The following is a 26,098-nucleotide window of genomic DNA, read 5'->3' as shown; positions in this document are numbered from 1 at the left end:
TCCCGAGACGATGCTTTCCCAAGCGCTACTGGATGGCATTCAAGCGATCATAATGAACGACAGAATGAAAGAAATGGTTAATCTATGATTAGGTCGCAGACAGACATTTTCCACCTTCAGGCCGTCGCATTCCATTCGTTTTCGAGACATCCCACCGATAAGCTGTATAGCCCTTAGCGAAGAACGCTAATACAATTCATGCGGCAATCCCCAATCCATAATGTGTTACAGTCGATAACAACATGGTATGGAGCGGCAGGAATAAGGCAATGACGGACACAACCTTCACCTTTCGGGTAGATTCCACGCTGAAGGCGGCGTTCAACGCCATGGCCGAAGAGCAGGATTTGTCCGCGGCGCAAATCCTCCGCAGGATGATGCGGGAAGCGGTGGAAAATCATAACGAAGCGGCCGCCCATGAGCGCTGGCAGCGTCGTGAGATCGGTGACGCCATGCATGAAGCTGACAGGACGCGCCGGCATGGCCTGTCCAATGGCGCCATAGAGGCGGAATGGCGGCAGCGGATCGATGAGACGGGCCATAGTGACGACGCCTGATCCTCTCCCCGTCTTCTGGCTGCCAAAGGCGCGCGACCAGCGTGCCCGTCAACTCGACTATCTGCTGAAGCTCAACCGGGATGTCGGCATCGCGATGGGGAATTCGATCGGTGCGACAGTGGCGCAACTGGCGATCGATCCCGATCTGTCACGGGTCGGGCGGATAGCGGGCGCTCGCGAACTGCCGGTGCCCGACACGCCTTTCATCCTCGTCTACCGGATCGAGGAGGATGCCGTCATCATCCTACGCCTGCTCCACAACCGCCGCCGCTTCCCTACGGCGGAAGACGCGGGAGTCGAGCGCAAGCCGAAGGAAAAGACGGTGGCGTCCCGTCTGGTGGAGGCTATGGTCAAGCCCGTGAGTGATCTGCAAGCCCGTATCGCCAATCTGCCCCGCCGCGCTCAGCGCGACATGGAGAGCGCCGTCAAAATCCTGCTTGAAGAATTCGAGAAGGCGACCACCGGCAGCAAGGCGGAGCATCGGCGCAATGGCCGCATTCTCAAGATCATCCTGTTCGGCAGTTACGCTCGCGGCAAGCAGGTGGTCGATCCGGTCGGCCGATATTTCTCCGACTATGACATATTGGTGGTGGTGGATCATGAGGATCTGACCGACGCCGCCCGCTATTGGGACAAGGCCGAAGACCGCATGGTCGACATGCTGACGGCCAGCGGCTGGCCGCAGCCGCTCAACCTCATCATCCATAGCCTTGACGATGTGAACCACCAACTCCGGCGTGGCCGCTATTTCTGGGTCGATATCGTCAAGGAAGGGATCGCGCTGTTCGAGGAGCCAGGCTTTCCTTTCGAAAAGCCCGGCGAACTGACCGAGAAAGAGGCGCGCGAAGAAGCCGAACTCTACTATCACGATGAGTTTGGAGAAGTGAGGCGTTGGCTTCGGATGGCTCAACATGCCCGACAGGATGCATGGTCAGAAAATGACTTAGAAGAACAGCAGAAGTGGCGCAACATAGCTGCGTTCAACCTCCATCAGGCGATGGAACGCGCCTATTATTGCATCATGCTGGTCCTGATCCTGTATCAGCCGAAATCGCACAATCTGAACTTCCTATCGAAACGGGCAGAGCAGCTTGACGAACGCCTGATCGGTATCTGGAAGACCGAGACCAAATTCGGCAAGCGCTGCTACGAGCTGCTGCGCGCCGCCTATGTGAAGGCCCGCTATTCACCGCACTACAAGATCGATGACGACGAACTGGACTGGCTGACCGAACGCATCACCGAACTGCAATCCCTGACCAAGATCATCTGCGAGGAGCGCCTAGCAGGTTAAACGGGTTCTGCCTCGCCTACGCCGTCCTCCGATCATTTTGACCCATCTGCAAATGAGAGGTGATCAACCTCCGCTAAGCTGCCTATCTGCAAGCGACCACTTGCAGACGTAATTTTACGCAGGCACAACGCCCAAATGAAGACGTTGCTGATCGAAATTTTATTGCTCGCTGGCGCGCTTGATACGCCACATGTGTTGGTGACGCCGGAAGTAGCGATACAACGGACCGCAGCATGTGGGTTCAAAAAGGTCGCTTCGAAATTCGATGACACGCTCCAAGAAGATTTGATCGTAGTTCTGGACGATGCCTCAATCTCTGATGAGCAACTGCGATGTGCGGCGCTCGCCTCTCTCGCGTCGAGTTACTATGTCACATTTCGCCCGCCTATAGAGAAGGCGTATCAGCCGTTATATTGGAACCTGTCGCGTGAACAGGGAAAAGCTGATGCGATGGCTTGGTTGGATAAGAAGGGGCTGCTCTCTCGCTTGCCGACCTACGATCCGAAGCAATCTAACAGTTCGGCTTTTGCCCGCTCTCTTGAGAACCTTTGCGGGCCAAAAGCCGCCGGAACCCTGAAAGCGTTAAACGGTATGGCGACATTCAACGACAGCGCGCTTGCCACTGGCGCATTGGATGAGGAAACCCTGTGGTGCCTTACCAACGCAGCTACGGCCTCGGGCTATCCGCTAGGCTTCCTCGGAAATGAGACCGCCGCCCCTGGCTCGCCGCCTCGGTAAGCTGTCTGTACAAAAACGACCAAAAATTGCCGTTCCCGAAAGCAATTCCATTTCGCAATTGCAGACACACCACCTGACGCTACAAGCCGTTGAATGGCTTGGCTGAAACCTTCGCGTGACATTTGGTTAGCAGTCGCCTTGCTCAGCATCGCCTGCGCCGGTTTGAGGCATTTCGCTGGCTCCGCCGTGGTCTCTACGGCGCTCTACGCGATACTGGTTCTGGTAGGCAGCGGCATCGCCATTTCCCTTTTTCTTAAAAAGAGACGGCATCGAAAGGAAAATGGCATTCTCTTCATCGCCTCGCTTGCGCCGCTATTTATGCCTTTTATCGATATTTCCAGCGGCTGGCGCATCGTCTGCCTTTTGGTGATCGCCTTGGTCGCCATGGTGGAATGGCAGTCGCAACGCACGCATCGGAACGTCGTTTAATTACCGTTCTTGGACGAAACCAGACTGTCGTCTAACCACCCAACCTTACCGTTTGCGGCGTTGAAAGCGCAGAATAGTACTGCGCGTCAGCAATCCCACACCTGTACATGAAAGCGCGATGATGAGCAGCGCGAGCCAGAACCATGTATTATCGCTTTTGCATGGCTGCGGAGCGCCTTCGCAGCCGCCACTTGCATAGGTGGCGATGAAGAAGAACGGCAAACCAAAAACGATGCCGAATATGGATGCGACTGCACATCCAATCCGCCCTGCGCCTGTAGCCGGGTTCCTATATCCTTCGTGATCCACCAATCGGATCATGTCGTAAGTCAATATCGCGAGCAAGGTCGGCTATAGCCGTTGTCAGCTTCAAACCGGACTGTCGCCTAACCACCCGATCCATACCAAAATCCTGCGGGTTGGCGCAGTGGAAAGCCGGCCAGCGTCAGGCGACCAGTTCTTGCCATTTTGGCCTCGCCTTCGGTGATCTCAAAGCGGACTGCCGTAAGGTTGACCTAGCCGAGATCCGATCACCACTGAATAGCGCGCAATGATGCGCGCCCCCAAGGAGAAAACGGCAGGTGGAAATGAATTGCCCAGAGTACGAGACCATTTTGCGAAGATGTTAACCATATCGGAATTTATTGCACTTATCGCCCGGTTGCATGGACGATATTTTTTCTCATCCACAGGGCAGTGAATTGACGCGGGATGGCTTTGACGAGCCAGGCCTCGAACCTCCTGTTGACGTATCCCCTGAACAAATACGGCAGTTCGAAGCGGAACGGCGTCGATTTTATCTGTCGGTTCGTGCAAAATTCGCTCTATCCATCACTATCGCCGTGGCTTGGACCACTCTCAGCATATGGCTCTCCCAGCGTTGGCTAAACGATCTGGCCATGGTCGCGGGATGGGCTGTTGCGCTGATCGTGATCGGTTTCATTGCCTATGTGCCCGGGTTCATGAATGCCTTTCTCATCTCGACCCTGCTGCTTGATCGCAAGCCGCCACTACGACCGATAGCCGAATATCCCGGCCTGACCGTGTTGGTAGCGGCCTATAACGAAGCGGCCGGGATCGCTGACACGCTGACGAGCTTGGCAAGGCAGGATTATACCGGCCCCTATCAGGTCATCATCCTGAACGATGGATCGAGCGACAATACGGCCGACATCGTCCGGGTACAGCTCGGCAAGCTTTCGATACCGCCCAACGCCTCATTTCGTCTGATGGATTTTGAGAAGAATCGGGGAAAATCCGCCGTCCTCAACGATGGACTTGTTGCCGCGCGTCATGACCTGATCGCCACGGTAGATGGCGATTCCTGGGTACGTAGTGACGGCTTGACCAATATTGTCGGACGGTTGCTTTCGGATCCTGCCGACACACAAGCCGTCGCGGGAGCCGTGATGGTGCGCAATTCGCGCGTCAACCTGCTCACCCGCGCACAGGAGTGGGACTATTTCCACGGCATTGCCGCCGTCAAGCGTATGCAGGGCATGTACCACGGCACGCTTGTCGCGCAGGGCGCTTTCTCCCTTTATCGCCGTGAGGCATTGGAAGAGGTCGGAGGGTGGCCGGAAAGGGTAGGCGAGGATATCGTCGTCTCCTGGGCCATGCTGGCTCGCAGGGCGCGTATCGGCTATGCCGCCAATGCCTTTGCCTTCACCAATGCACCCGAAAAATTCCGCCAGTTCGCGCTTCAGCGGAAGCGCTGGTCGCGCGGGTTGATGGAGGCGTTCAAGCTCTATTGGCCGCTGCTTTTCAAAATGCGGATGACGACGCTGTTCATCTGGTGGAATGTCCTCTTCCTGCCTTTAGACTTGGTCTACACCTTCGTCTTCATTCCAGGAATCATCCTCGCGCTGTTCGGCTATTTCTGGATCGCGGGGCCATTGACGCTGGCGGTCCTGCCGCTTGCCGCGCTTTGGAACACGGTCATATTTCGAATCCAGAAAGATGTGTTTGAAAGCGAGCGCATGAAGGTCCGTCGAAATCGCGGTGGATTTCTTTTCTATGCCCTTGCCTACAGCCTGCTCATGCAACCGGTGTGCGTATGGGGCTATATCGTTGAACTAATAGGATTGCGTAAAGCGTGGGACACAAAATGAATACCAACCATGTCGTCGCTACAATCATTGTCGCTGGCTTCTGTGGCGCCCCCGCTTTCGCTCAATCGGCTGACGATCAGCCGTTCAGTCACGCCGTGAGCACCGATCTGTTCGCCTCGACCGACGCGGACAATACGGAAGTGTATCGCGCAGGTGTGAATCTCGACTTCAAATATCTGGGGGAAGAGCAGCTTCTGGGTGTCCGCTATGAGCAAGCCTGGTACAAGCCGCTCGGTCAACGGGCGAGAACCCGGGAACGCGGTTTCCTACGCTATGCCGACAAAGGGAAGGATTGGGCGTGGACCAGCCAGATCGGCACGGACGGGCATACGGTGCTTGGTGCTGCCAGCATCCATAATAATGCCAGGTTCCGCCAGGAATATTTTGTGGAGCGGGACATTGTCGAAACACCGCGTGGTGTGGACGAAGGCATTTATTATACGTTTGTTGGTGCTGCGCTCGACCTGCCGATAGACAAGAATAACGGCTTCACGCTTGTGGGTGGCGTCCAGGAATTCACAGGTAAGAATGTTCGTCTTCACGCCCGGGGAACATATACCCATTCGATCAAATCGGATTGGGGCCTCAGCTTCCAGCTACGATCGCGTTATTACCACAGTACGCACCCCCGCGAATTCGATTATTATTCTCCTCGCTATTATCTTCAAATCCTTCCCGTGGTCCAGATGCGGCGTTATTCCGGTGGCTGGCGATACCTGTTGGCGGCTGGCATCGGCGGTCAGCGCGATGCCGTGACTGACTGGACGCAGTCCCGGTTCGCCACGGCTGAAATTACCAGCCCGGCGAACAGACGCGGGTGGTTCATTAAGGCAGCGGCTCAATACAGCAACACCCCTCTACGCACGGGAATCTACGATTATGGCCAACTGATGCTGGGTGTCGGGAAAAGGTTTTAGGTCTCCTGACAAGGCAGGGTGTAATGGCAGGTCCGTTGGTTATCTGACCCAAAAGCGGGTTGTCTCCTTACCACCAAACCTCGCCATCGAACGGTCCGCACACACCAGCGCCAGCACGAGATATTCCTGCTTGCCACAACGACCTCCCATTAGTCCGGGTGACGATGGCTTTCCAGAAACCGGGCAAGGATCTCCACCGGAATCAAGGTAGCGCGCCCGAGCTTGACGATCTCTATCTCCCCGGACTGTATGAGTTCATACAGTTTCGATCGGCTAATCCCCAGCATAGCTACCGCCTGCGGAACGCGAACGGCCAGCGGCTTCGTCACAACGGCATCGACGACGACATAGTCCGAGGGTTTGGGTTTCGTTTGCTCGATCATGGCTATCGCTGCTCCCACATGAGTCGGGCCGTGCCTGCTTCCTCGTCGATGAACAGCGCGCCGCTGATCGGGCAAAGAGGATCGTCGATCCTGACGCGCAGATAGTCGCGTGGCGGATCACTTCGTGACTGCCGGTCCCATGCATCGCCAACATGCTGCCAGCCCAGCATGACCCGGAATGAAGGGGCGTTGTCGCTCACGCGATCGTCGTTGGGTACAAGACGGATATGGCGCTGGACGGTCAGCGTCTGGATTTCGCCTTCCCACCCGCCCTGCTTCGACCGCTTGAAGCGGCCGATGATCCTCCGGCGTATCATGGCGTCACCTCCCTGCGCGTCTTGGCAAAGGCGCGATCGCTGGCGAGGAAGCTGTCCAGCATGGCCGGGATCAGATCGGCCACCTCGGCCTTGTCCTCATAGGTCCGGTTGTAGAGAGCGGCATAGTCGGCCAGCGCATGGGCGAGATCGGGCGTAACGACGAGCGCTATCTTGACCGGCGTGCGGTCGGGAAGCCTGGCGAGTTTCAGCATGGGCTTGTCTCCTTTCTTCAGCGAGGCTGGCCCCAGGGCCGCAGCACGATGTCCTTGTGGACGATGACGCGCAGCGGCCAGCCGGGGCGGATGGTGATGGTGGGCTGGATGTCGAGATTCTTCGTCACGATCCGCTGACCGGCCTGATTCACCGATTGCTGGGCGGACTCTCGAACCGCACGTATGAGGTCGCTTTCGTCACTGCCCAGCGACAGTTCGGTGCCCACACCGAGCAGGGTCGAGAGCCCAACACCTTTGAGAAGCTGCCAGCTATGAAAATCCACCTTGTCCGCCAGGCCGGCATAGCCTGCCGTGTCGGTGGCAGGCAGGTTGTCGATCTGCACCGACAAACCATCCGGCAGGATGATACGCTGCCAGACGAGCAGCGCGCGGCGCTGGCCAAAGGCGACCACGCTGTCATAGCTGCCGATAAGGCGGGAGCCTTGCGGGATCAGCACGGTCCGGCCCGTCACCGTGTCGAACACGGGTTCCGTCACCTGTGCGATCACCATGCCGGGCAGATCGGAGTTGAGACCGGTGATGAGGCTGGCGGCAATGACACTTCCCGCCATGAGTTGATAGGGTGACGCCGGCGCCAGAAGGGCATGGCCGTTGGTGATTCCACCCGACGCCTGCCCGTTCACAAAATCCAGCTTCCGTTGCTGGTTATTCTGGTCGCGCTCGGGATCGAGCGAGAGACGGTCCGCCTGGGCATTATCGGCGGCGACAGGCACGGGTTCGGACGCGGCAGCACTATCGCCCATGGAGACTGTGGCCACGGCGGCCCGCCCCGACGATTGCACCATCACGCCTGCCTCACGCGCTTGATGGACCTGGGCAGCGATGCGCTGGCGTTCGGCTTCGGCCGCCTGTTGCTCACGCGTGATGGCATCGGCGTCGGCGGACAGGGGATCTCCGCCCGCAGCCAACTCGCGCTGACGATCGAGGATCGGCCTACCCAGATCGCCGGGAAGCGGCGGTCCAAGGATCGGGGTCGTCGGCGTCACCTTGCTATAGTCGCCGGGCAAGTTCGCCACCGCATCGGCGGGCGTGCGCCGATCCGTGATCGCCTTCTCGTCATTGCCGACGATGCGGAACGTCCTCGGCCCCAGCGCCATCCACGCGACGCCGGCGATGGCGAGCGAGCCAATGGCAGCCCCGGCGACGATGACGCTGCGCCGGAAGCGAACCACCCGGCGGGGCGCGGCACGCAGTGTCAGCCTTTCAGGGCTGACCTTGGCGGATGTCGGCTCGGACGGCGCTGCCTGCCCGGTGTCGGGCGGTGTTTCGGGCGCTTCGGCCTCGAGGGGCTGCTCGCTCACGGGCGCGCCCTCCCCTTCTCACCGTCGGTGCGGCTGATCCGCACTACCGCTTGCGGGTTCTCGCCCAGACGGAGTTCGGCAGCGCCGAACAGACGATCGACGATGTAATGATTGCCGCTGACCCTGTAATTGACGAGCTGGCTTTGTCCCAGCGGGCCAACCACGAACAATGGTGGTGCTTCGCCCTGATCGAGCCGCGCGGGAAATTCGATATAGACCTTGCTGCCGTCATCCCATGCCCTGACCGGACGCCAGGGTGGATTGTCGCCGGTGATCGCATAGCTGAACCGGAGATTGGCGAGCGTCATGCCTTCTGCAATGGGCCGGGCTTGTTCGGCGCGCGCATTCTGCCGCTGCAGGGCGACGAGCCGATCCTGCGGATAGGTCCATGAGATCGCCGCCATCGCCGTCCGGTCGGTGCTTTCGAGCGCGAGATGATAAGCGCGCCGGTCAGTGGTGATGACCATGTTGGTTGCCAGGCCCGGAGCGAAGGGCTTAACCAAGATATGCACGCGCGCCTCGTCGCCCGCCCCGCCGCCACTGGTCGTATCGCCTATGACCCAGCGCACCGTATCACCCGCCGATACCGCCACCAGTTTCTCGCCCGGCTGAAGCGCGATGTCGCTTACCCGCTCGGGCGCCGTATAGAGCCGGTAAAGCGCGCCTTCCGTCCAGGGATAGACCTGCACCGCATTGATATAGCCCGAACTGGACGGCTCACGGGTGGCAGCCCTGTTGGCCGCCTCGACCCGGGCGGTCGGCATTGCGATCTCGCGGCTTGCGGCAGGACGCGGAAGGAGCTGGCCCGGCAAGGGCAACGGCACTGGCGTCTGAACGATCTCAATGGACCGGGGGGGTTCGGCTTCCAGAATAGCGGGCTGGAACCGCGCAGCGTCGAGCGCGATGGCAGGCGGCGGCATCTTCCCGGCGCAGGCAGTGGCGAGCGCCAGAAGCGGCAAGGTCATGGCGGCTTTGCGGATCATGGATGGGTTCCTTTCCGGTCGGGGCTAATGGGTGCAGCGGGCGCGGCGGAAGCCGGAGCCGAGGTCGGTGTCGGTTCGAGCAGGGGTGGGACAGGCTGTGTCGCCGCCAAAGGCGTGGCGGTCGAAGCAGGAGCGTTGACCTGCGGCGGCGGCGCGGATGCACCGCCCGGCTGTGAAGGCTGACCGTCCAGTTCGCGCGCCCAGTCGATCGCATTGACGAAGAGACCGAGCGGGTTCCTGCGGAGGGCATCGGCGGTCCTGGGCGGCTGCATCACCACCGTCAGCATGGCGGTCCAGCGCTCGGTTTTGGCGAGACTGCCCCGCTCGTAGATGCTCTCGGTCCACTTGACCTGAAAGCTGGAGTCCGACGCACGGACCACGCTCGTCACCTGCACCGAGACGCTGCGCTGGCCGATCCCGGCGAACGGGTCGTTGGATCGGGCATAGTCATTGAGGAAGATCGCCGCCCGGTCGGTCGCGAAATCATAGGCATCAAGCCAGTTACGCTTGACCAGCACCGGATCGGTCGAGACCGAGCGGACATTGGTGATGAACCGGCCCAGATGCCATGCGATCTGCCCATCGGTGGGCTGGTAGTTCTGAATCGCAGGCGCGACCGAGCGCGCCTCGCCCAGTCGATCCACCTCGACCACATAGGGCGCGACGCGGCTCTGCATCGACTGCCAGACATTCGACGCGATGAGCACGCCGCTAAGCCCAAGGCAGGAGAAGGCAACCAGCCGCCAGTTTCGCGCCTGTATGCGCGCGGAACCGATGCGTTCGTCCCAAAGCTGCCCCGCACGCTGGTAAGGCGTTTCGGGTTGGGGCGTGGTTCCATATTTCTGGATGGATCGCTTGAAGGTCATGCGGTTTCACTCCTTTTCGCTGAGATCGGGATTGGCGCCGCCGCTCGGCCGATCGCCGTCCTTGATCGTCTGCGACGCCATGTGCCGGTGATGGCGGGCGCTCTGTTGCGCGCGCAGCGAGTGCGCCCATGCCGGGGCCGGTTCGGAGGAAGGCGCCGCGCTGGATTGGGAGGCGGCGGGAGCGGGTGACATGCGCCCCGCATCCCAGGCGGTCTGCCGGCCCCTGGCGGCGCTCTCGCGGATGGGGTCGACAATGTGGGAGGCCGCCGCCTTGACGCTCTGCGAGGCTATCCCGCCCGCAGCGGTAGCGATGCCGCCAAGCCCCGCGCCGACGCTCGTGCTGCCGGAGCTTTCCTGTCCGAGCCGATAGGCGCTGGACGCGGCCGATCCCATTGCCGTTCCCGCGCGGATTGCAGCCATGCCGCCACGCCCCGCCAGCATCGCGCCCCGCGCGCCGAGCAGGGCAGCGCCGCCCGTCATGATGGCGGCGCCCGCCACCGTCCCCACCGCCGCGCCCGCGCCAAGCTGGGGCGCGCCGGAAACGAGGCCAGCGGCGATGCCGGGTCCGAAGATGCCAAGACCGAACAGGGTCAGTGCGCCCATCAATAGGGTTAGAGCCTCTGCAATCTCCGGATCGCTGCCGAGAATCGACGTCATCTGATCGAACAGATTGGTGCCGATGCCGATAATGACCGCCAGCACCATGACCTTGATGCCGCTGGAGACGACATTGCCCAGCACCCGTTCAGCCAGGAAGCTGGTCTTGTTCCAGAGCGCAAACGGCACCAGCACGAAACCGGCGAGCGCGGTGAGCTTGAATTCCAGGATGGTGATGAAGAGCTGGATGGCGAGAATGAAGAAGGCCAGAACCACCAGGAACCAGCATAGGAGCAAAACGGCAATCGAGAGAAAATTGCCGAAGAATTCGGGGAAGCCCGACATCTCGGACATTTTCTCCAGCAGGGGATGCGCCGCCTCGAACCCCGTCCCGGCGATCGCGCCGGGGTGCATCAGGTCGTCGGCCGATACACCGCCGCCGCCCGCCGTGATGCCAAGGCCGGAGAAGCTTTTGAAGATGATGTCGGCAAGGCGGGAGAAATTGCCGATGATGAAGGCGAACGCCCCGACATAGAGGACTTTCTTGATCAGCTTTCCCAGCACATCCTGGTCATTGTCCATCGACCACCACAGGGCGGCCAGCGTTATGTCGATGCCGATCAGCACCGTGGTCAGGAATGCGACATCCCCCGACAGCAGACCGAAACCCGAGTCGATGTAGCGGATGAAGGCTTCAAGGAAGCTGTCGATGATGTTGAGATCGGGATTCATGGCCAGGGCCGCCTTGCCTGATACCGTCAGTTGCGCGTGTAGATGTCGGCCGAGCCGATGAAGCGCCTGGTTCGCTCGCGCGCGGCTTCCAGTCCCTGCTGCTGGCGTGCGCGTTCGAGCGCGTCGGCGCGATATTGCGCCGCCATCATCTGCTGGATCTGGAGCTGCTGCCTGGTGCTGAGCGCAATGAGCTGGTTGGTTGCCTGCTGTGCCTGCAGGCTGCCCGCCGCCGACTGACTTTGCGCAACCAGTTCCGTCAGCAGTCCAGCGTCGGATCCGATATTCTCGACGACCTGCGCCTGCACGCGCATGGTCTGGCGATAGCCCTGCATCGATGCCTGTAGCCGGGCGCGCGCCTGGGCGATGATCTCATTGTCCGAGAGGGTCGTGTCGAACACGGCCGGAAACTGCCGGCGCAGAGCATCGTCGGTGGACGCCAGATCGAAGGCGATACCCTCGGCCTGGTTCATCAGCATGCCGATCTTCTGCATCGACCGGGTGATTTGCGCGAGCGAGGAGAAGTCGAGCCGCTGGAGATGCTTCGCCATGTCGGTCAGCATCGATGCCTCGTTCTGAAGCGATCGGACCTGGTTGTTGATCTGTTGCAGCGTGCGGGCGGCGGTCAGCACATTCTGCGCATAGTTGCTGGGGTCGAACACCACGATGGCGTGCACAGGCGCGACCGGCACGACGAGGGTTGCGCCAACCGATGAGGCCGCGAGGAGTGCGGAGAATATATAAGGTTTCATAGGTCGAACTCCGTCTGCTGGAGGTTGAGGGGATCGCTCCCGATATTTGGCATATCGGGAAAATCAGGGAGAAGATCTGCCGCCCACTCAAGGCCGCGGGCGCGCAGGAACGCGGCCAGGAACCCGTCGCGGCCATGCTCGTCCAGCAGCCGGTCGATCAAATTTTGGATTTGGGGATCGGAGGCGCCGCACAGAGCGAGCGCGATGGGGCCAAGGGCAAGCTCGAACAGCCGGTTGCCGCGCCGCGATTGCAGATAATAATGCCGCTTGGGCGTCGCGCGGGCGATAAGCTCGATCTGCCGGCCATTGAGGCCGAGGCGCTCATAGGCGGCACGCGCCTGCAGCTCTTGCCCCCGGTCATTGGCGAGAAAGATGCGCTGCGGGCAGCTTTCGATGATGGCGGGCGCGATGCTGCTGTCCGCGATGTCCGCGAGGCTCTGGGTCGCGAACACAACGCTGACATTCTTCTTGCGAAGAACCTTCAGCCATTCTCGAATGCGGGCCGCGAACAGCGGATTGTCGAGAAACACCCAGGCTTCGTCCAGCACCAGCAATGTAGGCCGGCCGTCGAAACGTTCCTCGAGACGGTGAAAGAGATAGGTCAGCACCGGCAGCACGGCCCCGGCACTGTGCATCAGCGTCTCGGTCTCGAAGCACTGCATGCCGGAAAGAGCGAGGCTGTTTTCGGCGGCATCGAGCAGCCGCCCGAACGGCCCTTCCAGCGTATAGGGCATCAGCGCGGTTTTCAGCGCGTTGGACTGAAGCAGCACCGACAAACCCGTCAGCGTGCGTTGCTCCACAGGCGCGCTGGCAAGGCTGGTGAGCGCCGACCACAGCGCGTCCTTGACCTCGGGCGTCACCTCTATCTTTTCGTGGGCTAGCAGCGCGCCAACCCATTCGGCCGCCCATGTCCGCTCGGCGTCGCCATCAATGGCGCGCAACGGCTGGAACGCGAGCGCATCGCTATCGCCCAGCGCATGATGCGCCCCGCCGCAGGCCAACACAACGGCGCGCGCGGATAGCCCCTTGTCGAAAATATAGATTTGCGAGCCGGGGTAACGGCGGAATTGAAGCGCGAGCAGCGCCAGCAGCACCGACTTGCCCGCGCCGGTCGGCCCGACGATCAGCATATGACCGACGTCGCCAACATGGGTGCTGAGACGAAAGGGCGTCGATCCGCTCGTCTCGGCATAGAGCAAGGGCGGCCCAGCCAGATGATCGTTGGTGGCCGGCCCTGCCCACACCGATGATAGAGGCATCAGATGGGCGAGGTTCAGCGTATGGATCAAAGGCTGCCGGGCATTGGCATAGACATGGCCCGGCAGCGAGCCCAGCCAGGCTTCCACCGCGTTGATGCTCTCGCGGATGCAGGTGAAGCCGAGCCCGCCCACGACCCGCTCAACGATGCGGACCTTTTCATCAGCGGCGGCGCGATCCGTGTCGGAAACCGTGATCGTCGCGGTATAATGGCCGAATGCCACATGATCGCCGCCCAAGGCCTGCATCGCGAGATCGGCATCGGCTACCTTGTTGTCGGCATCGCTGTCGGTCAGCGCGACCGGCTCGTTCATCATGACTTCGCGCATGAGTTGCGCGATGGACTTGCGCTTGTTGAACCATTGCCGCCTGATCTTCGTCAGCGCCCTGTTGGCCGCTTCCTTGTCGAGCGCGATGAAGCGGGTCGCCCAGCGATAGGCGAAGCCCTGCGCTTCAAGCGCGCTCAGGATGCCGGGCCGGGTGGCATTGGGAAATCCCAGCACAGTGACGGTGCGCAGATGTCGATCGCCCAGCATCGGTTCGATGCCGCCCGACAAGGGCGTATCGACCAGCAGCCCGTCGAGATACATCGGCGTTTGCGGTACGTGGACGGGGTGCCGCCTGGCGGAAATGCAGCCGTGCAGGAAGGTCAGCGTCTCGCCATCATCGAGCGCGCGGACCTCCGCCATGAAGCCGGAAAACAGGTCCAGCACCCGATCGGTCTGGGCAATAAAGGCGGCGAGTTCCTGCCGCCAGTTACGGTCCTGCCGCGGCGTCTCGCGTTCGAGCAGCGCGCTTGCCGCGCGGCTCAACTGGTCGGCGGGCGGGAGATAGCAGAGGGTGAGATGGGTGCGACTCTCGAAATGCTGGCCCTTGCGTCCGTCGAAATGCGCGCGCCGCTCCTCGTCCACCAGCCAGGACGCCGGGTCCGGGAAGCGGGAGGGTGGATAACCCAATGCCTCGACCCGTTCGGCGTCGAAGAACAGCGCCCAGCCCGATCCCAGGCGGCGCAGCGCATTGTTCGCCCGCGCGCAGACCGACACCAACTCTGCTTCGGTAGCGCTTTCCAGGTCTGGTCCGCGCAAGCGAAGCGTCCTCTGGAACGACCCATCCTTGTTCAGCACCACCCCGGGCGCGACCAGCGCGGCCCAGGGGAGATGATCGGCGAGGCGATCGGGCAGGGCACGATATTCACGCAGGTTCAGCATGAGAGATGGACCTTCTGCCGGAGGTGGCGAGCGAGGACGGGCGCGAAATCGGGATCGCGCCTGGCGGCAAAGACCGCGAGACTGTGTCCGGCGAGCCAGAGCAGCAGCCCCGCGATCCATTGCTGGAGGCCCAGCCCCATGGCGGCGGCGAGCGTGCCGTTGAGGATCGCGATCCCGCGCGGGGCGCCGCCCAGTAGGATCGGTTCGGTTAGCGAACGATGCAGCGGCACCTCAAAGCCTTCGACAGGCCCGCCGCCAAAATGACCCGCGCCGATGAAGCTGGTCTCGACCATCAGACCAGCGCCCCGCCGCCGAAGCTGAAGAAGGACAGGAAGAAGCTCGACGCGGCAAAGGCGATCGACAGGCCGAACACGATCTGGATCAGTTTGCGAAAGCCGCCCGACGTCTCGCCAAAGGCCAGCGCCAGGCCCGTGGTGATGATGATGATCACCGCGACGATCTTGGCGACCGGGCCTTGCACCGATTCGAGAATCTGCTGCAGCGGCTCCTCCCAGGGCATTCCGGAACCGGCCGCAAAGGCGGAAACGGGCACAAGAAGTGCGACGGCGACAAGCAGCCTGTCCGACAGGCGGCGGGTAATGGACGCATCAGGGGCGCGCATGGGTTCAGTCTCCTATACTGTGGGGGATGATGAGGTGGGAGACGGCGTAATCGCCGTCGGCATCGAGACCACCGACCTCGACGACGGACTCGATCCTGCGGCCGGTGCCCCGGCCGGAGATGAACACCACCATGTCGATCGCCTCGGCAATCAGCCGCCGCGGCACGGTGACGACGCATTCGGCGACAAGCTGCTCGATCCGGTAAAGCGCGGCGCGGGCGCTGTTGGCGTGGACCGTAGCGATGCCGCCGGGATGGCCGGTGTTCCAGGCCTTGAGCATGTCCAGCGCCTCGCCGCCCCGGACCTCGCCTATGATGATGCGGTCCGGGCGCAGGCGCAGCGTCGAGCGCACCAGGTCGGCCATCGTCACAACGCCCGGCCTGGTGCGAAGCGCGACCGTATCAGGCGCGGCGCATTGCAACTCGCGAGTGTCCTCGATCAGGATCACCCGCTCATCGAGATCCGCCATTTCATGAAGGAGCGCGTTGGCGAGCGTGGTTTTGCCCGACGAGGTGCCGCCCGCGACGAGGATATTCCTGCGCTCGACCACCGCGGTCGACAAGGCGAGCGCGACCTCGGCGCGCATGATGCCGTCCGTCACATAATCCATCAGGCGATGGATGCGCGCGGCCGGCTTGCGGATGGAAAAGCAGGGGGCTGCCGACACCGGCGGCAGCAGCCCTTCGAAACGCTCGCCGCCTTCTGGCAGTTCGGCACTGAGGATCGGCGCATTGGCGTGAACCTCCGCGCGCGCATGGCTGGCGACCAGGCGAATGATCCGTTCGGTTTCGGCAGGCTCGAGCCGTGCGCCGGTATCGATACGCCCTTCGCCCAATCGGTCGAGACGCAGCGCGCCATCAGGGTTGACCATGATCTCGACGACGAGGGGATCGGACAAAGCCGCGGCTACGGCCGGTCCCATCGCCGTGCGAAGCATCGCCCAGTGACGACCGCGAGCGGTCGCGTTGCCGGCGCTGCTCATCGCGCGTCTCCTTCATCGGAAGAGGCGGTATCGATCGATCGGCCGGTGGCGAGTTGCCGCCCGACCTGATCCACGAAGCGGCGGAAGCGCTCGCGCCCTACCGCTTGCGCGGCCTTGTCGGCTTCGGGCAGCGGCGCGGTGACGGTAAGCTGATAGCGGACGAACAGCGAGAGCGTTTCCAGAAGGACAAGGCTGTCCCGCTCGATCCGGCCGAGCTGGGTGCTGATCCGGTCGAGCCGGACTTTGAGAAGATCGTCGACCTCGCGCGTGGCGCGGCGATTGAGATAGGCGCGCAGCGCGTCAGCGACGATCGCAGATTTGGACGTGCCCGGTTTCGATCCGAGCCGTTCCAGTTGCGCGGTCAGTTCCTCGTCCAGATAGAGGTGATGGCGGGGTTTCATATTTGCCGACTTTCCATCAGAAGCTCGGCAGCAGATCGTCGCCGCGATCGGCTTCGTTCATCGCATGGGCCCGCTGCACGCTATTAAGGCCGCGCAGACGATCCATGGCGCGCCGGTCGGCAACCTCGTCGCTCTCGTCCTCCGTGCCGACCAGCACATCGCGATCGGGTTCGACGACCTGGACGCTCTGTTCTTCGGGAAGGCCGGGATGTCGCTGCTGCTGCGGGCCGCCCTCGCTTTCCTCGTCAAAGGCCTGAGCATCTTCCTCGACGCTTGCCGTCAGACCGATGTGCAAACCACGCACCTCGCTGCCCCAATCGTCGGGACGCGGCTTGGGCCGATCGGCATAGACGCCATCGTCATTATCAAGATTGGGAGGCGGCAGCACCCGCACCGTAAAATTGCGGTCCTCGAAATAGCGCAGCTTCTTCGCGCGAATGGGAGCCAAGCCCGAAACCAGCACCAGTTCGTCGGCGGGCGGCAACTGCATCACCTCGCCGGGCGTCAGCAACGGGCGGGCCGTCTCCTGCCGCGAGACCATGACATGGCTGAGCCAGGGCGCGAGCCGGTGGCCTGCATAGTTGCGCTGCGCGCGCAATTCGGTGGCGGTCCCGAGCGCATCCGAAATCCGCTTGGCCGTGCGCTCATCATTGGACGAGAAGGCGATGCGCACATGGCAATTGTCGAGAATGGCGTTGTTCTCGCCATAAGCCTTGCTGATCTGGTTGAGGCTCTGGGCGATCAGAAAGGCGCGGATGCCGTAGCCCGCCATGAAGGCCAGCGCCGTCTCGAAGAAATCGAGCCGCCCCAGGGCCGGGAACTCGTCCAGCATCATGAGGAGCTGATGCTTGCGGCTTTTGCGGGGATCGCCCTCCAGCCGTTCGGTCAGGCGACGGCCGATCTGGTTCAGGACGAGGCGCACCAGCGGCTTGGTCCGCGAAATGTCGGACGGCGGAATGACCAGATAGAGCGATACCGGCACCGGCCCATCGACAAGATCGGTGATGCGCCAGTCGCAGGCCGCCGTGTTGCGCGCAACGATGGGATCGCGGTAGAGCCCAAGGAACGACATGGCGGTGGAGAGAACGCCACTGCGTTCATTCTCCGACTTGTTCAGCACTTCGCGGGCGGCCGACGCGACGACGGGATGGACCTGTGGATGCTCCTTGGTGCCCAGATGGTTGGTCGCCATCATCCGGCGCAGCGTGTGGGCAAAGGATCGCCGCGGATCGCTCAGAAAGGTCGCTACCCGCGCAAGGGTCTTTTCCTCCTCGGCATAGAGGACATGGAGGATCGCGCCGACCAGCAGCGAGTGGGAGGTTTTTTCCCAATGCGAGCGACGTTCGAGCGCACCTTCGGGATCGACAAGGATGTCCGCGATATTCTGGACATCACGGACTTCGTCCGGACCCTTGCGCACCTCCAGCAGCGGATTGTAGCGGGCCGAACGCGGATCGGTCGGGTTGAAGAGCAGGCAATGCGAGAAGCGCGAGCGCCAGCCCGCGGTGAGCTGCCAGTTCTCCCCCTTGATGTCATGAACCACGGTGCTGCCGGTCCAGGACAGCAGGGAGGGCACCACCAGCCCAACGCCCTTGCCCGAACGGGTCGGCGCGAAGGCCATGACATGCTCCGGCCCGTCATGGCGCAGATAATCCGCACCAAGCCTTCCGAGGAACACACCTGCGTCACCGAACAGCCCGGCCTTGCCGATCTCTCCGCGCGACGCCCAGCGCGAGGAACCATAGGTGGTGACATGGCGCTTCTGCCGGGCCCGCCAAAGCGAACCGATGATAGCCGAGGCGCAACCCAGAAAACCGCTCGCGCCCGCCAGCGCTCCGGCCTTGTCGAACACCGCCGGGGCATAAGCCTCATAATGATACCACCAGCCGAAGAGCTGCCAGGGGCGATAGATGGGGGTATCGAGCAGGATCGCCCAGGGTTGGCCAAGCTGCGCCTGATAGCCAAGCATCGCCGCGGCCCATTGGGTCGCGGCCCAAAGCCCCAGGATGACGATGGCGAAAACGATGAAAATCTGCCCGACGAGCAGCTTGGTAGGGGTCATGGCGATGGCTCCGACTCGCGGGCCGCGACATGCGGCACGGACGGGGCCAAAGCTGGATCAGGTCAGGGAAGAGGCGTTACATCGGTTGCACCCGGCCAAACCCGCTGGAGGCACAGTTTCATACGCGGCTAGATAGATGCTGGGCGCCATGAACTCATCCTGCATTTCAAAATACAAAATGATCCGGTTTCGGATACGACGGATTAATTATTAATATACAGCAACTATTTAATATACAATCTAATTTATTACTAAAATCAAATTTTACCAATCCGCTTCCAAAACTCTTGTGAAGAACAGATTCAATCGATATCTATACTTATAAAAATCTGCACTGACATGCCAACTTTAACCTACACATGCCCCCATCCGCCCACCTCATATTTTTTTCTTCAGAATCATGCCGGGTTCGTGCTTTATTGGGTGTACGCCAACCCTATCTGATCGGCATCAGGTGCGCCCCACCCCCCCGTCGGTGCGAAGGCGCACCGCCGCTCATGAAACAGCGCGATCACATCACTGGCCGTCATCGTTGCCTTCTCATGGATGCGCGCCGCTCGGACAAACCCATCATGGCGGATGGAGAACCCCGTCCGTTTCCAACAGGTGCAGCGCACGGGCAAACGTCACCCCACTATGAAGACGCCACCATTGCCCGGTGTGCCGCATCCACTGAATGTCGAAGTTGTCCGGCCCCATCCGGTCAATCCGCGCGAAGGGCGCATCGAACTCCTCGCCGCGATTGTGTACCATCCCCGATCGGTAACGCTGCATGAAACGATAGCGCCCTGCCGCATACGCTCCCCGTATGTCGATGACGTAGTTCCACTCGGTCGGCTTGATCGCAGGCAAGAAACGCGGTTTAAGCACGTCGCTGATGAACGACTCACAAGCTTCCATGATGGCCCGCTTCTCGACGTCATCCGGAGGAATCGGACGCGACGGCGCTTTTGCCCAGACCCGCAGCTTACTTCCGGGCATTTCGAACCTTCCGCCTGCCACTGTGAATCCGAACTCCGCATGGCATACAAATCTTGGCGGGACACTGTAAAGGCGCCCCGGAAAGGTCGACGGCGACAGCATGACGTTCGAAAAGATTCGGCAAATCAGGACACGCCTCGCAGCGCTGGATGCCGAGCGGTCGGAACTTGAACGCGCGCTCCGTGTGCTCGAAGGGGAACAGGGCAGGAAAGTGTCGGACGAGATGTTGGCGACAAACCCGACTACTCCGACGATCTCAGCCTCTTCATCGCCCGATGCAAAACTCGCGCTGTTCCGTCAGTTCTTCGCCGGCCGCGTCGATGTTTTCCCCCCGACGATGGGATAACAACAAGACGGGCTGTTCCGGTTAATCTCCGGCCTGTGCCAACGAGTGGGCGAAAGGGATTTGCGGCAGAGGACGGTGAAATGCGGCGAGTGCGCGCATCAGGCTTTCCTTCCCGCATTCTATCTTATCGATGCCGAAATATGCGATGTGAGTGTGAACTGCCTGAGGAATTACCGAAGGCCTGAACCTCCAAGATCCTTGGTGTTTGACACCTATGGCTTAGAGCATATTTGTCCTTGGTCCTAGGACAGCGGACAGATGAGCTCGCCATGAAAAGCCAAGACATCGTTATATTGCTCAAGCTGGTGAGTTTGGAAGACCAGATCAGGCGAGGCTGCCTTAATGAGCCAGTTAGCTCCGACCCATTTGCACTGAGAAGTCTGGAAAGCGCATTGGGCATCAGCAAAACGGAGATAAGCGCATCACTCCAGCGCAGTATCGCTGCCACATTGGCCATTAAGTCCAACGATCGCCCGAAAGTCAACCGACGCAATCTCACTGAATTTGTTCAGCACGGGCTGAAGTATGTGTTTCCTGCCAAACCTGGTGCACCGCAGCGTGGCATCGCTACCGGTTTTGCTGCTGCGCCCATGCCCGAAGGACAACTTGTTAGCTCAGGCGCGGATATCTATGTGTGGCCTCACGCCGAAGGAAGCCAGCGAGGTTCATCAATAACGCCATTATTCAAATCTGTCCCCGAAGCAGCTCTCATAGATCAGCGACTTTATGAATTTCTGGCGCTGGTCGATGCGATCAGGCTGGGCAATCAGCGCGAAGCCAATCTGGCCCAAGACAGGTTCGAAGAACGGATGGCGCGCGCATGAGCCTTCAAGGTGAACTTCTCACAATGCTCGAGACTGTTGCCGATGATCTTGTTGGTCCCCCGTTTATCTTGTCGCTGTCGTTGACAAGGCCCGCCGCAATATAGTCGACGATCTCAATCCGGTTCTGCATGGTTTCCCGCGCCTGACCGGCCTTTACACGCCCACCTCGCCAATAGGACGCCGCAACTCTGCTCGACGGACAGCGAAGTCCGCCTCGACTTCTTCGTTGAACCGGCCATGCCCGGCACGGAGCGACAAACGGGCCGTCTCGACCTTCTGCCTCAAAAAATCATCATAGCCTTGCGCTTCACGCTGACGCTGGGCGAACCCGCGCGCAAAGTCGCGCACGATCTGCAAAGCCGGGCGATGCGCCGCTTCGACCCCTTCCATGAAGATATTACGGAGGTCAGGTTCCAGCTTCATCATGAAAACGGCGTCCTTGGACATCGCCACTCCGTATTTACGATAGACCGCCAAAATCTATGCGATATCCTTGCTTTCGATCCCTAAGAAATCGACGGGCCGCTACGCTGGCGGCCGATCGTCCAGTTGATCGCATCGCCACGCATGATGCCGGACACCTGCTTGTCGATGTGGCGATCCAGTACAGGTCGCCACGGCACGAAGGTAAATTCGCGGCTCTTTTCGATCAGCGCATAACGGCCCGATGCCAGGTCTACCGGGCGACGATACACACCCTCGATCCGCTCACCCGGCCTGGCCTCTGCATAAGCCAGCCCGAGCTCGTCGGAAAGTTGCCCCGCGACGCGGGCGAGTTCCCGCCGCCGCAATGTCGCCAGCAGGTTCGCGCGGATGACGATGTTATCCTGCTCCTGCTTTGCCAGTCCCTGTTCGATCAGCCAACGCCGCCGCTGGTCCAGCGCCTCGCGCGCTTCCCGGCCGAAACCCGCATCGCGCAACGGTTCGGGATCGGTGCCGGCTAGCTGCCGGTCGAGCCAGGTCGCGCCATCGCTGCCCACTTGCCGGTCGAGCGGCAGCGTGGAGAGCGTCTCGATGATGACCGGCGCTGCCTTCGCCTGCCGGGCCTCGAACAGGATCGCTCGTTGGACATAATCGGGAGCGATGATCCATGTGCCATCCGCCTCGCGTTCAAGGCTGCCCATGATTCTGCGCATCGCTTCCAAACGTCGGACATGGGTTTCGGCATAGCTCTGCGAAGCATTGGGATCATGCCGAAGATGGATATCGATCGAATAGCGTCCGCCATGCGCGGCGGCGACCTCCGCCACGGTGCGATCCACCGCACGGGCAGCGACAATTTTCGGTTCGATCCGCACCAGCGCGTCCGCGGGAATCGGACCCGTCGCATCGCCCCTGCCAATATCGACATAATGCGACCGCCCATCGGTCGCGTCCACGATCAGATAATGGCGGTCATTAAGCTCGTCGGACAGACCCCGCTCCACCATGCGCCCGACGACCGCTTGCATGGCCGCCGGATCGGCAATCACATAGTCGCTCCCGGCGCGTTCCAGCCCATGCTGCGAGAAGGCACGCTGCATGGTGCGGATGATGTCGCCCCGCTCCCCCATGCGACGCAGCACATCATCCATGCCTTCGGCCAAGCTCCAGCGGCCCGGCTCGATCTCGTCGGCGAGGCCCAGCCGTTCGAGCTTGCGCAGGCGGCCCGCGCGCAAGCTCTGCTGGAAGGGATCGCGGTCGGCGGCGGCCACCATCCGATCCCGGTCCATCCCGCGCAACAGATGACGATCGATGCTGGTCAACCGCTCCTGCTCGATCTCGTTGCGGAGGCGCTCGCCAATCTCGATGTCGGTGCGCGGCCCCAGGTCGAGCGACACCAGCTCGGCGGCGCGTTCACGGATTCCTCCGGTCAGATATTCCCGGCCGATGATCAGATCGCGGCCGCGCTCGTCCTTGCCGCGCACGACGATATGGCTGTGGGGATGGCCGGTGTTGAAATGATCGACCGCCACCCAATCGAGCTTCGTGCCAAGATCCTGCTCCATCTGCGTCATCAGGCGGCGGGTCAGCGATTTAAGGTCGTCGTAATGCTCGCCGTCCTCGGCCGAGACGATGAAGCGGAACTGGTGCCGATCGCCTGTCTGGCGCTCGAGGAACGCCTTGCCGTCGGCCCGGTCTTCGCCGGTCGAATAGAGCTGGCCCGGCGTGCGCTCGCGGGTCACGCCGTCGCGCTGGATATAGCGCAGATGCGCGCGCGCTGCATCCATGCCCTTCGTCCGGTCGAGCCGGACGATGCGTGATTTCACGATGGCGCGACGTTGGCGGTAGGCGGCGAAGCGATCGCGCGAAGCAAGCACCCGGCCGACACCAACGCCAACGCCTGATCGGTTGCCATGGAACCGGCTTCGGCGCGCGCCAGCGGTCCTGATCCCGCCGGCCAGATTGGCGGCCTGCAACACCAGTCCCCTATAACTGCGCCCGCGCCGGATTGGCGTTGCGCGCGGCTTGCCCAGATGCGGTTCGATCTCGTCGTCATGCGACATGGTGCAATTCCTTTGGCGTAGCGCCGATGGCGCCATGAAGAGTGGCGGAAATCCGCGTCTTTTGGGGAACATGGCGCTATACGCAGATTCGTGCCGCCATCGCCCCACCTCGGAAAAAGGATGTGCAGACAAGAGGTTATGGCGTGATGCCCAAAGGCATGGCGCCATTTCTTTGATCTTGCCCTAGCCGCGTTCCCCCTCCGATCCGCGCCTTTTCCGTTCCCCGACCGCCATCTCCCGATCATGCCGATGGCGCGGCGGCGCCTCGCGACGCCGCCCCGGAACCACCATCATTCCCCCCGTTCTTGACGATCCCGCTCGGCTAGGGCGGCCTCCAGTTCGGCCTTGATCTGCCGGATTTCCATCAAGTCATCGTTCCATTCGAGTTCGGCCCGAAGTTCGTCGATATGCTGTTGAACTGTCATCTTGACCTCCTGATCTTCGAAAGACAGGAGGGGCGCCCGGCATGGATCGGGCCGGGTCAAGGACCGCGAAGCGGCCGCGCGAGCGGCGATGCCGGGCGCTATTTTTTCCGGCGCCGCGCTGGCCTGGCGCGAGGAGAGATGCCGCCTGATCGCCGGGAAAAATGGTGTCCGGCGTCGTCCTTGAGGCGGCCCGATCCATGCCGGATAATGGGCATGGCTGAGCGGATTTTTGCTCTCGGCTTGGCGCCGCGCTCTCATTTGGGGGTCTGCCAAGCTGGTTCGAGCGGCACGAGGATCGTCCTGGCCGGCTCCCTCTGGACGCTTTCGTCAGCGGGCTGCGGGGCCATGGCGAGCGTGAAGAACAGCCTCGTTCCCGACAGGATCGCGGGCGGCAGGGAGGGACTGGCGGGCGCTCCGGCAAGCTGGGCGATGTAGCCGCGCGTCTCGGCGGCGAGCGGTCTACGGTCACGCAGATGCGCGGCATAGCGGCCGGGGCCGGCATTATAGGCGGCGAACAGGCCGGGATAGCCGAAACGGTCGTACATGGCGCGCAGATAGGCGGCGCCCGCCATGATATTGTCGCGCGGATCGTGCGGATCGGGGCCCAGGCCATGGGCCTCGCGCATCGCCGCCCATGTACCGGGCATGAGTTGCATGAGCCCCATGGCGCCAGCCCGGCTGACGATGGGACGGCCGTTGAGATGGGTACGCCCCCGGCTTTCAACCTGCATCACGGCGGCGATCCAGGCCTGCGGCACGGCAAAGCGCCGGGATGCCTCCGCAATGATCGGCCGCCATCGTTCGATGGCCGGACTGAAGGCGGCGACCGGGTCCACATTCCGTGCAATCGCGCTGCCGGGCGTGATTGAAAGCGCCAGCATCAGCGCTGCAAAGCGGATCAGCGTAACCACAGCGGGGTTGCCCTGCCAATGATCGCTTGCCCGTCGACCGGTCCGAAATAGCGCCCGTCGAAGGAGTCGGGCCGGTCCATCAGGAGGAGCAGGCGCCCATCCCGGAGCCGTTCGCAGCCCTGCCACCAAGACAGCAGGCGGCCATGGCGATCCCGAACATGCCGCTTGGCGACCGGCCGGCCGTTCACGAACAGCGTGACCCCAAGCGCGCAGACATTGTCACCGTCGCCCGCGACGATCCGCTTCACGAGGGGGACATTGGCGGGGATATAATGACGGTTGGCCGCAAGCGCGCGAACCGAGTTCGGCGTGCGCGCCAGCACCATGTCACCGGTCCGCAGCCGGTTGCCCGGATGAATGCGCCACAGACCGATCGGCGCGCTGGACGAGGCATTCCAGACGAGGCGGGGTGCCGGCCGGATCGCGAAATCGAGGCTCGCGGCGAGACCGATAAGGACCAGCCCCGCGCCCCCTGCGAGAAAGACGGGGCCTCGGCGGCGGCGCAATTGCCGGGCAAGGGGCGGTTCCCAATCCAGGAGCGGCGCGGGTTTGGGGCGATGGAGCGGTTTACGCATCGGCGCCTCCCTTTGGAGAGGGTTTCCCGTTGGTGCGGGACCAGGCGTCAAGGTCGTCAATATGGTAGCGGATGAAGCGGCCATGGCGGCGGAAACTGGGTCCCAGGCCTTTCCAGCGCATCTGTTCGAGGGTCCGCCAGTTGAGGCCGATATAATAGGCGGCTTGCGCTGTATTCAGAAACGGGCTGCCCTTTCGCGCCCGGGCGGCGCGGGCGTTCTCGTCTTCGTCATCCATATGCGTGATCCTCCTCGAAGGCGGCGGAGGAAAAGCATTCGTCCACCACCGGCCGGGAGAATGCAGGCGCGAACGCATTCTCGGCAGGGTCGATTTCGCACAGAGCTGTTTTCGACCGCCCGCGCTCCATCCCGCGCGAAAGCCCCCGCAACCATGGTTGCGGGGGCATGAGACGGTCAGACCGTCTCGTTGACAATCACGGCGAGAACATCGTCGTCCTCCTGTCCGGCGGCCCGGCCAAGATTGGCGTAGATCGGCCACTGCGCGATCTGCGGGTGGAAGATCCGGAGCGAGATATAGGCCTTGCCGGTTTCGCGTCCGGTCTTGATCCAGCCCGCGCCGAGTTCGTTCGTGCCGCTGTAGATGCGGAAATCGGGCTGCCCATCTGTGCGCTTGTCGGGATTGGGAACGATCTCGATGCTAAGCGGATTGCGGCGGCCAAGAAGACCGATTGCGCCGCGCATCTCGTTGGTTTCCCGGTTGCGCGAGACGATGCCGAGAGTGGACATATGCTGTTCCTTTCGCTTTCCCGCCGGAGCCGATCCCCGGCGATGCGGGACCGTGATGGGCTGGCCG

At 61.8% G+C, this 26,098-nt stretch carries 31 protein-coding genes; 8 read left to right on the top strand and 23 right to left on the bottom strand.

Annotated features, from left to right (window positions below):
* The first annotated feature begins 269 nt into the window (after window positions 1-269).
* From HUK72_RS13660 to HUK72_RS13645, 4 genes are all read left to right on the top strand, one after another.
* Complete coding sequence (locus tag HUK72_RS13660; RefSeq protein ID WP_176597246.1) at window positions 270-557, top strand: ribbon-helix-helix protein, CopG family; 288 nt, start codon at window positions 270-272, stop codon at window positions 555-557.
* A complete protein-coding gene (locus tag HUK72_RS13655; RefSeq protein ID WP_218035972.1) occupies window positions 529-1,851 on the top strand; it encodes a type II toxin-antitoxin system RelE/ParE family toxin in 1,323 nt (440 codons plus the stop codon). Before HUK72_RS13660 ends, HUK72_RS13655 begins: the two co-directional genes overlap by 29 nt.
* Window positions 1,852-1,986: 135 nt before the next feature.
* Window positions 1,987-2,589, top strand: coding sequence for a hypothetical protein (locus HUK72_RS13650; protein WP_176597244.1), 603 nt, complete (start codon window positions 1,987-1,989; stop codon window positions 2,587-2,589).
* Window positions 2,590-2,682: 93 nt separating this feature from the next.
* Window positions 2,683-3,018, top strand: coding sequence for a hypothetical protein (locus HUK72_RS13645; protein ID WP_218035971.1), 336 nt, complete (start codon window positions 2,683-2,685; stop codon window positions 3,016-3,018).
* Window positions 3,019-3,063: 45 nt separating this feature from the next.
* Here the strand turns inward: HUK72_RS13645 and HUK72_RS13640 are convergent, their stop codons facing one another.
* Complete coding sequence (locus HUK72_RS13640; RefSeq protein ID WP_218035970.1) at window positions 3,064-3,351, bottom strand: hypothetical protein; 288 nt, start codon at window positions 3,349-3,351, stop codon at window positions 3,064-3,066.
* A 332-nt stretch (window positions 3,352-3,683) separates the two neighbouring features.
* Between HUK72_RS13640 and HUK72_RS13635 the strand changes: the two genes are divergently transcribed.
* Together HUK72_RS13635 and HUK72_RS13630 are read left to right on the top strand one after the other, a co-directional pair.
* Window positions 3,684-5,129 carry a glycosyltransferase gene (locus tag HUK72_RS13635; protein WP_176597242.1) on the top strand — a complete coding sequence of 482 codons (1,446 nt, stop codon included), beginning with the start codon at window positions 3,684-3,686 and terminating at the stop codon, window positions 5,127-5,129.
* Complete coding sequence (locus HUK72_RS13630; protein WP_176597241.1) at window positions 5,126-6,046, top strand: hypothetical protein; 921 nt, start codon at window positions 5,126-5,128, stop codon at window positions 6,044-6,046. The genes HUK72_RS13635 and HUK72_RS13630 overlap by 4 nt, the downstream gene beginning before the upstream one ends.
* A 149-nt stretch (window positions 6,047-6,195) precedes the next feature.
* Here HUK72_RS13630 and HUK72_RS13625 read toward each other — a convergent pair whose 3' ends face one another.
* From HUK72_RS13625 to HUK72_RS13555, 15 genes are all read right to left on the bottom strand, one after another.
* Window positions 6,196-6,429: a helix-turn-helix domain-containing protein gene (locus tag HUK72_RS13625; RefSeq protein WP_176597240.1), complete on the bottom strand. Its 234-nt coding sequence runs from the start codon at window positions 6,427-6,429 to the stop codon at window positions 6,196-6,198.
* A 2-nt stretch (window positions 6,430-6,431) separates the two neighbouring features.
* A complete protein-coding gene (locus tag HUK72_RS13620) occupies window positions 6,432-6,746 on the bottom strand; it encodes a DUF736 family protein (protein WP_176597239.1) in 315 nt (104 codons plus the stop codon).
* Entirely contained in the window at window positions 6,743-6,958 is a 216-nt protein-coding gene (locus HUK72_RS13615; RefSeq protein WP_176597238.1) for a DUF2274 domain-containing protein, read from the bottom strand. The genes HUK72_RS13620 and HUK72_RS13615 overlap by 4 nt, the downstream gene beginning before the upstream one ends.
* 17 nt (window positions 6,959-6,975) lie before the next feature.
* Window positions 6,976-8,280, bottom strand: coding sequence for a TrbI/VirB10 family protein (locus HUK72_RS13610; protein WP_176597237.1), 1,305 nt, complete (start codon window positions 8,278-8,280; stop codon window positions 6,976-6,978).
* Entirely contained in the window at window positions 8,277-9,263 is a 987-nt protein-coding gene (gene trbG, locus HUK72_RS13605) for a P-type conjugative transfer protein TrbG (protein ID WP_176597236.1), read from the bottom strand. Before trbG ends, HUK72_RS13610 begins: the two co-directional genes overlap by 4 nt.
* The gene (trbF, locus tag HUK72_RS13600; protein ID WP_255325719.1) at window positions 9,260-10,129 is read right to left on the bottom strand and encodes a conjugal transfer protein TrbF; all 870 of its coding nucleotides are present in this window, start codon (window positions 10,127-10,129) and stop codon (window positions 9,260-9,262) included. Before trbF ends, trbG begins: the two co-directional genes overlap by 4 nt.
* A gap of 6 nt (window positions 10,130-10,135) precedes the next feature.
* On the bottom strand, window positions 10,136-11,458 hold the full coding sequence (trbL, locus tag HUK72_RS13595; protein WP_176597235.1) for a P-type conjugative transfer protein TrbL: 1,323 nt from the start codon (window positions 11,456-11,458) through the stop codon (window positions 10,136-10,138).
* A gap of 26 nt (window positions 11,459-11,484) precedes the next feature.
* Complete coding sequence (gene trbJ, locus HUK72_RS13590; protein WP_176597234.1) at window positions 11,485-12,207, bottom strand: P-type conjugative transfer protein TrbJ; 723 nt, start codon at window positions 12,205-12,207, stop codon at window positions 11,485-11,487.
* Window positions 12,204-14,672 (bottom strand): conjugal transfer protein TrbE, encoded by a 2,469-nt coding sequence (gene trbE / locus HUK72_RS13585; RefSeq protein ID WP_176597233.1) that lies wholly within the window; start codon window positions 14,670-14,672, stop codon window positions 12,204-12,206. Before trbE ends, trbJ begins: the two co-directional genes overlap by 4 nt.
* Window positions 14,666-14,965: a VirB3 family type IV secretion system protein gene (locus HUK72_RS13580; RefSeq protein WP_176597232.1), complete on the bottom strand. Its 300-nt coding sequence runs from the start codon at window positions 14,963-14,965 to the stop codon at window positions 14,666-14,668. Before HUK72_RS13580 ends, trbE begins: the two co-directional genes overlap by 7 nt.
* Complete coding sequence (locus tag HUK72_RS13575; RefSeq protein WP_176597231.1) at window positions 14,965-15,294, bottom strand: TrbC/VirB2 family protein; 330 nt, start codon at window positions 15,292-15,294, stop codon at window positions 14,965-14,967. Before HUK72_RS13575 ends, HUK72_RS13580 begins: the two co-directional genes overlap by 1 nt.
* A 4-nt stretch (window positions 15,295-15,298) precedes the next feature.
* Complete coding sequence (gene trbB, locus HUK72_RS13570) at window positions 15,299-16,276, bottom strand: P-type conjugative transfer ATPase TrbB (RefSeq protein ID WP_176597230.1); 978 nt, start codon at window positions 16,274-16,276, stop codon at window positions 15,299-15,301.
* The gene (locus tag HUK72_RS13565) at window positions 16,273-16,677 is read right to left on the bottom strand and encodes a CopG family transcriptional regulator (RefSeq protein WP_176597229.1); all 405 of its coding nucleotides are present in this window, start codon (window positions 16,675-16,677) and stop codon (window positions 16,273-16,275) included. The genes trbB and HUK72_RS13565 overlap by 4 nt, the downstream gene beginning before the upstream one ends.
* Before the next feature lie 16 nt (window positions 16,678-16,693).
* The gene (locus tag HUK72_RS13560; RefSeq protein ID WP_176597228.1) at window positions 16,694-18,739 is read right to left on the bottom strand and encodes a conjugal transfer protein TraG; all 2,046 of its coding nucleotides are present in this window, start codon (window positions 18,737-18,739) and stop codon (window positions 16,694-16,696) included.
* A gap of 570 nt (window positions 18,740-19,309) precedes the next feature.
* Window positions 19,310-19,720, bottom strand: a complete 411-nt coding sequence (locus HUK72_RS13555; protein WP_176597227.1) for a hypothetical protein — start codon at window positions 19,718-19,720, stop codon at window positions 19,310-19,312.
* Between the two features lie 100 nt (window positions 19,721-19,820).
* Here HUK72_RS13555 and HUK72_RS13550 point away from each other — a divergent pair, with 100 nt between their 5' ends.
* Entirely contained in the window at window positions 19,821-20,066 is a 246-nt protein-coding gene (locus HUK72_RS13550; protein ID WP_176597226.1) for a hypothetical protein, read from the top strand.
* 269 nt (window positions 20,067-20,335) lie between these two features.
* Window positions 20,336-20,890, top strand: a complete 555-nt coding sequence (locus HUK72_RS13545; RefSeq protein WP_176597225.1) for a hypothetical protein — start codon at window positions 20,336-20,338, stop codon at window positions 20,888-20,890.
* 153 nt (window positions 20,891-21,043) lie between these two features.
* Here HUK72_RS13545 and HUK72_RS13540 read toward each other — a convergent pair whose 3' ends face one another.
* The 7 genes from HUK72_RS13540 to HUK72_RS13515 form a co-directional block, all read right to left on the bottom strand.
* Entirely contained in the window at window positions 21,044-21,367 is a 324-nt protein-coding gene (locus HUK72_RS13540) for an antitoxin of toxin-antitoxin stability system (protein WP_255325718.1), read from the bottom strand.
* Window positions 21,368-21,396: 29 nt separating this feature from the next.
* A complete protein-coding gene (gene rlxS / locus HUK72_RS13535; RefSeq protein WP_176597224.1) occupies window positions 21,397-23,376 on the bottom strand; it encodes a relaxase/mobilization nuclease RlxS in 1,980 nt (659 codons plus the stop codon).
* Window positions 23,377-23,666: 290 nt separating this feature from the next.
* The gene (locus HUK72_RS27265) at window positions 23,667-23,801 is read right to left on the bottom strand and encodes a hypothetical protein (protein ID WP_254911438.1); all 135 of its coding nucleotides are present in this window, start codon (window positions 23,799-23,801) and stop codon (window positions 23,667-23,669) included.
* 254 nt (window positions 23,802-24,055) lie between these two features.
* The gene (locus tag HUK72_RS13530; RefSeq protein ID WP_369805959.1) at window positions 24,056-24,712 is read right to left on the bottom strand and encodes a lytic transglycosylase domain-containing protein; all 657 of its coding nucleotides are present in this window, start codon (window positions 24,710-24,712) and stop codon (window positions 24,056-24,058) included.
* Complete coding sequence (locus HUK72_RS13525) at window positions 24,700-25,287, bottom strand: S26 family signal peptidase (protein ID WP_176597223.1); 588 nt, start codon at window positions 25,285-25,287, stop codon at window positions 24,700-24,702. Before HUK72_RS13525 ends, HUK72_RS13530 begins: the two co-directional genes overlap by 13 nt.
* Window positions 25,280-25,522, bottom strand: coding sequence for a helix-turn-helix domain-containing protein (locus HUK72_RS13520; RefSeq protein WP_087573892.1), 243 nt, complete (start codon window positions 25,520-25,522; stop codon window positions 25,280-25,282). The genes HUK72_RS13525 and HUK72_RS13520 overlap by 8 nt, the downstream gene beginning before the upstream one ends.
* 176 nt (window positions 25,523-25,698) lie before the next feature.
* Window positions 25,699-26,031 (bottom strand): DUF736 family protein, encoded by a 333-nt coding sequence (locus HUK72_RS13515; protein ID WP_087573891.1) that lies wholly within the window; start codon window positions 26,029-26,031, stop codon window positions 25,699-25,701.
* Window positions 26,032-26,098: the final 67 nt, after the last annotated feature.

The sequence above is a fragment of the Sphingobium sp. 15-1 genome (assembly GCF_013375535.1).
GTDB classification, from domain to species: domain Bacteria; phylum Pseudomonadota; class Alphaproteobacteria; order Sphingomonadales; family Sphingomonadaceae; genus Sphingobium; species Sphingobium aromaticivastans.
The sequence above is the reverse complement of the archived record's forward strand: the minus strand, read 5'-3'. Positions and strand labels throughout refer to the sequence as shown.

What these genes read in the sequence shown, in the direction of transcription:
- HUK72_RS13660 (WP_176597246.1), top strand. Translation starts at nt 270, where the DNA reads ATGACGGACACAACCTTCACCTTTCGGGTAGATTCCACGCTGAAGGCG.
- HUK72_RS13655 (WP_218035972.1), top strand. Translation starts at nt 529, where the DNA reads ATGAGACGGGCCATAGTGACGACGCCTGATCCTCTCCCCGTCTTCTGG.
- HUK72_RS13650 (WP_176597244.1), top strand. Translation starts at nt 1,987, where the DNA reads ATGAAGACGTTGCTGATCGAAATTTTATTGCTCGCTGGCGCGCTTGAT.
- HUK72_RS13645 (WP_218035971.1), top strand. Translation starts at nt 2,683, where the DNA reads ATGGCTTGGCTGAAACCTTCGCGTGACATTTGGTTAGCAGTCGCCTTG.
- HUK72_RS13635 (WP_176597242.1), top strand. Translation starts at nt 3,684, where the DNA reads ATGGACGATATTTTTTCTCATCCACAGGGCAGTGAATTGACGCGGGAT.
- HUK72_RS13630 (WP_176597241.1), top strand. Translation starts at nt 5,126, where the DNA reads ATGAATACCAACCATGTCGTCGCTACAATCATTGTCGCTGGCTTCTGT.
- HUK72_RS13625 (WP_176597240.1), bottom strand. Translation starts at nt 6,429, where the DNA reads ATGATCGAGCAAACGAAACCCAAACCCTCGGACTATGTCGTCGTCGAT.
- HUK72_RS13620 (WP_176597239.1), bottom strand. Translation starts at nt 6,746, where the DNA reads ATGATACGCCGGAGGATCATCGGCCGCTTCAAGCGGTCGAAGCAGGGC.
- HUK72_RS13615 (WP_176597238.1), bottom strand. Translation starts at nt 6,958, where the DNA reads ATGCTGAAACTCGCCAGGCTTCCCGACCGCACGCCGGTCAAGATAGCG.
- trbG (WP_176597236.1), bottom strand. Translation starts at nt 9,263, where the DNA reads ATGATCCGCAAAGCCGCCATGACCTTGCCGCTTCTGGCGCTCGCCACT.
- trbF (WP_255325719.1), bottom strand. Translation starts at nt 10,129, where the DNA reads ATGACCTTCAAGCGATCCATCCAGAAATATGGAACCACGCCCCAACCC.
- trbL (WP_176597235.1), bottom strand. Translation starts at nt 11,458, where the DNA reads ATGAATCCCGATCTCAACATCATCGACAGCTTCCTTGAAGCCTTCATC.
- trbJ (WP_176597234.1), bottom strand. Translation starts at nt 12,207, where the DNA reads ATGAAACCTTATATATTCTCCGCACTCCTCGCGGCCTCATCGGTTGGC.
- trbE (WP_176597233.1), bottom strand. Translation starts at nt 14,672, where the DNA reads ATGCTGAACCTGCGTGAATATCGTGCCCTGCCCGATCGCCTCGCCGAT.
- HUK72_RS13580 (WP_176597232.1), bottom strand. Translation starts at nt 14,965, where the DNA reads ATGGTCGAGACCAGCTTCATCGGCGCGGGTCATTTTGGCGGCGGGCCT.
- HUK72_RS13575 (WP_176597231.1), bottom strand. Translation starts at nt 15,294, where the DNA reads ATGCGCGCCCCTGATGCGTCCATTACCCGCCGCCTGTCGGACAGGCTG.
- trbB (WP_176597230.1), bottom strand. Translation starts at nt 16,276, where the DNA reads ATGAGCAGCGCCGGCAACGCGACCGCTCGCGGTCGTCACTGGGCGATG.
- HUK72_RS13565 (WP_176597229.1), bottom strand. Translation starts at nt 16,677, where the DNA reads ATGAAACCCCGCCATCACCTCTATCTGGACGAGGAACTGACCGCGCAA.
- HUK72_RS13560 (WP_176597228.1), bottom strand. Translation starts at nt 18,739, where the DNA reads ATGACCCCTACCAAGCTGCTCGTCGGGCAGATTTTCATCGTTTTCGCC.
- HUK72_RS13555 (WP_176597227.1), bottom strand. Translation starts at nt 19,720, where the DNA reads ATGCCCGGAAGTAAGCTGCGGGTCTGGGCAAAAGCGCCGTCGCGTCCG.
- HUK72_RS13550 (WP_176597226.1), top strand. Translation starts at nt 19,821, where the DNA reads ATGACGTTCGAAAAGATTCGGCAAATCAGGACACGCCTCGCAGCGCTG.
- HUK72_RS13545 (WP_176597225.1), top strand. Translation starts at nt 20,336, where the DNA reads ATGAAAAGCCAAGACATCGTTATATTGCTCAAGCTGGTGAGTTTGGAA.
- rlxS (WP_176597224.1), bottom strand. Translation starts at nt 23,376, where the DNA reads ATGTCGCATGACGACGAGATCGAACCGCATCTGGGCAAGCCGCGCGCA.
- HUK72_RS27265 (WP_254911438.1), bottom strand. Translation starts at nt 23,801, where the DNA reads ATGACAGTTCAACAGCATATCGACGAACTTCGGGCCGAACTCGAATGG.
- HUK72_RS13525 (WP_176597223.1), bottom strand. Translation starts at nt 25,287, where the DNA reads ATGCGTAAACCGCTCCATCGCCCCAAACCCGCGCCGCTCCTGGATTGG.
- HUK72_RS13520 (WP_087573892.1), bottom strand. Translation starts at nt 25,522, where the DNA reads ATGGATGACGAAGACGAGAACGCCCGCGCCGCCCGGGCGCGAAAGGGC.
- HUK72_RS13515 (WP_087573891.1), bottom strand. Translation starts at nt 26,031, where the DNA reads ATGTCCACTCTCGGCATCGTCTCGCGCAACCGGGAAACCAACGAGATG.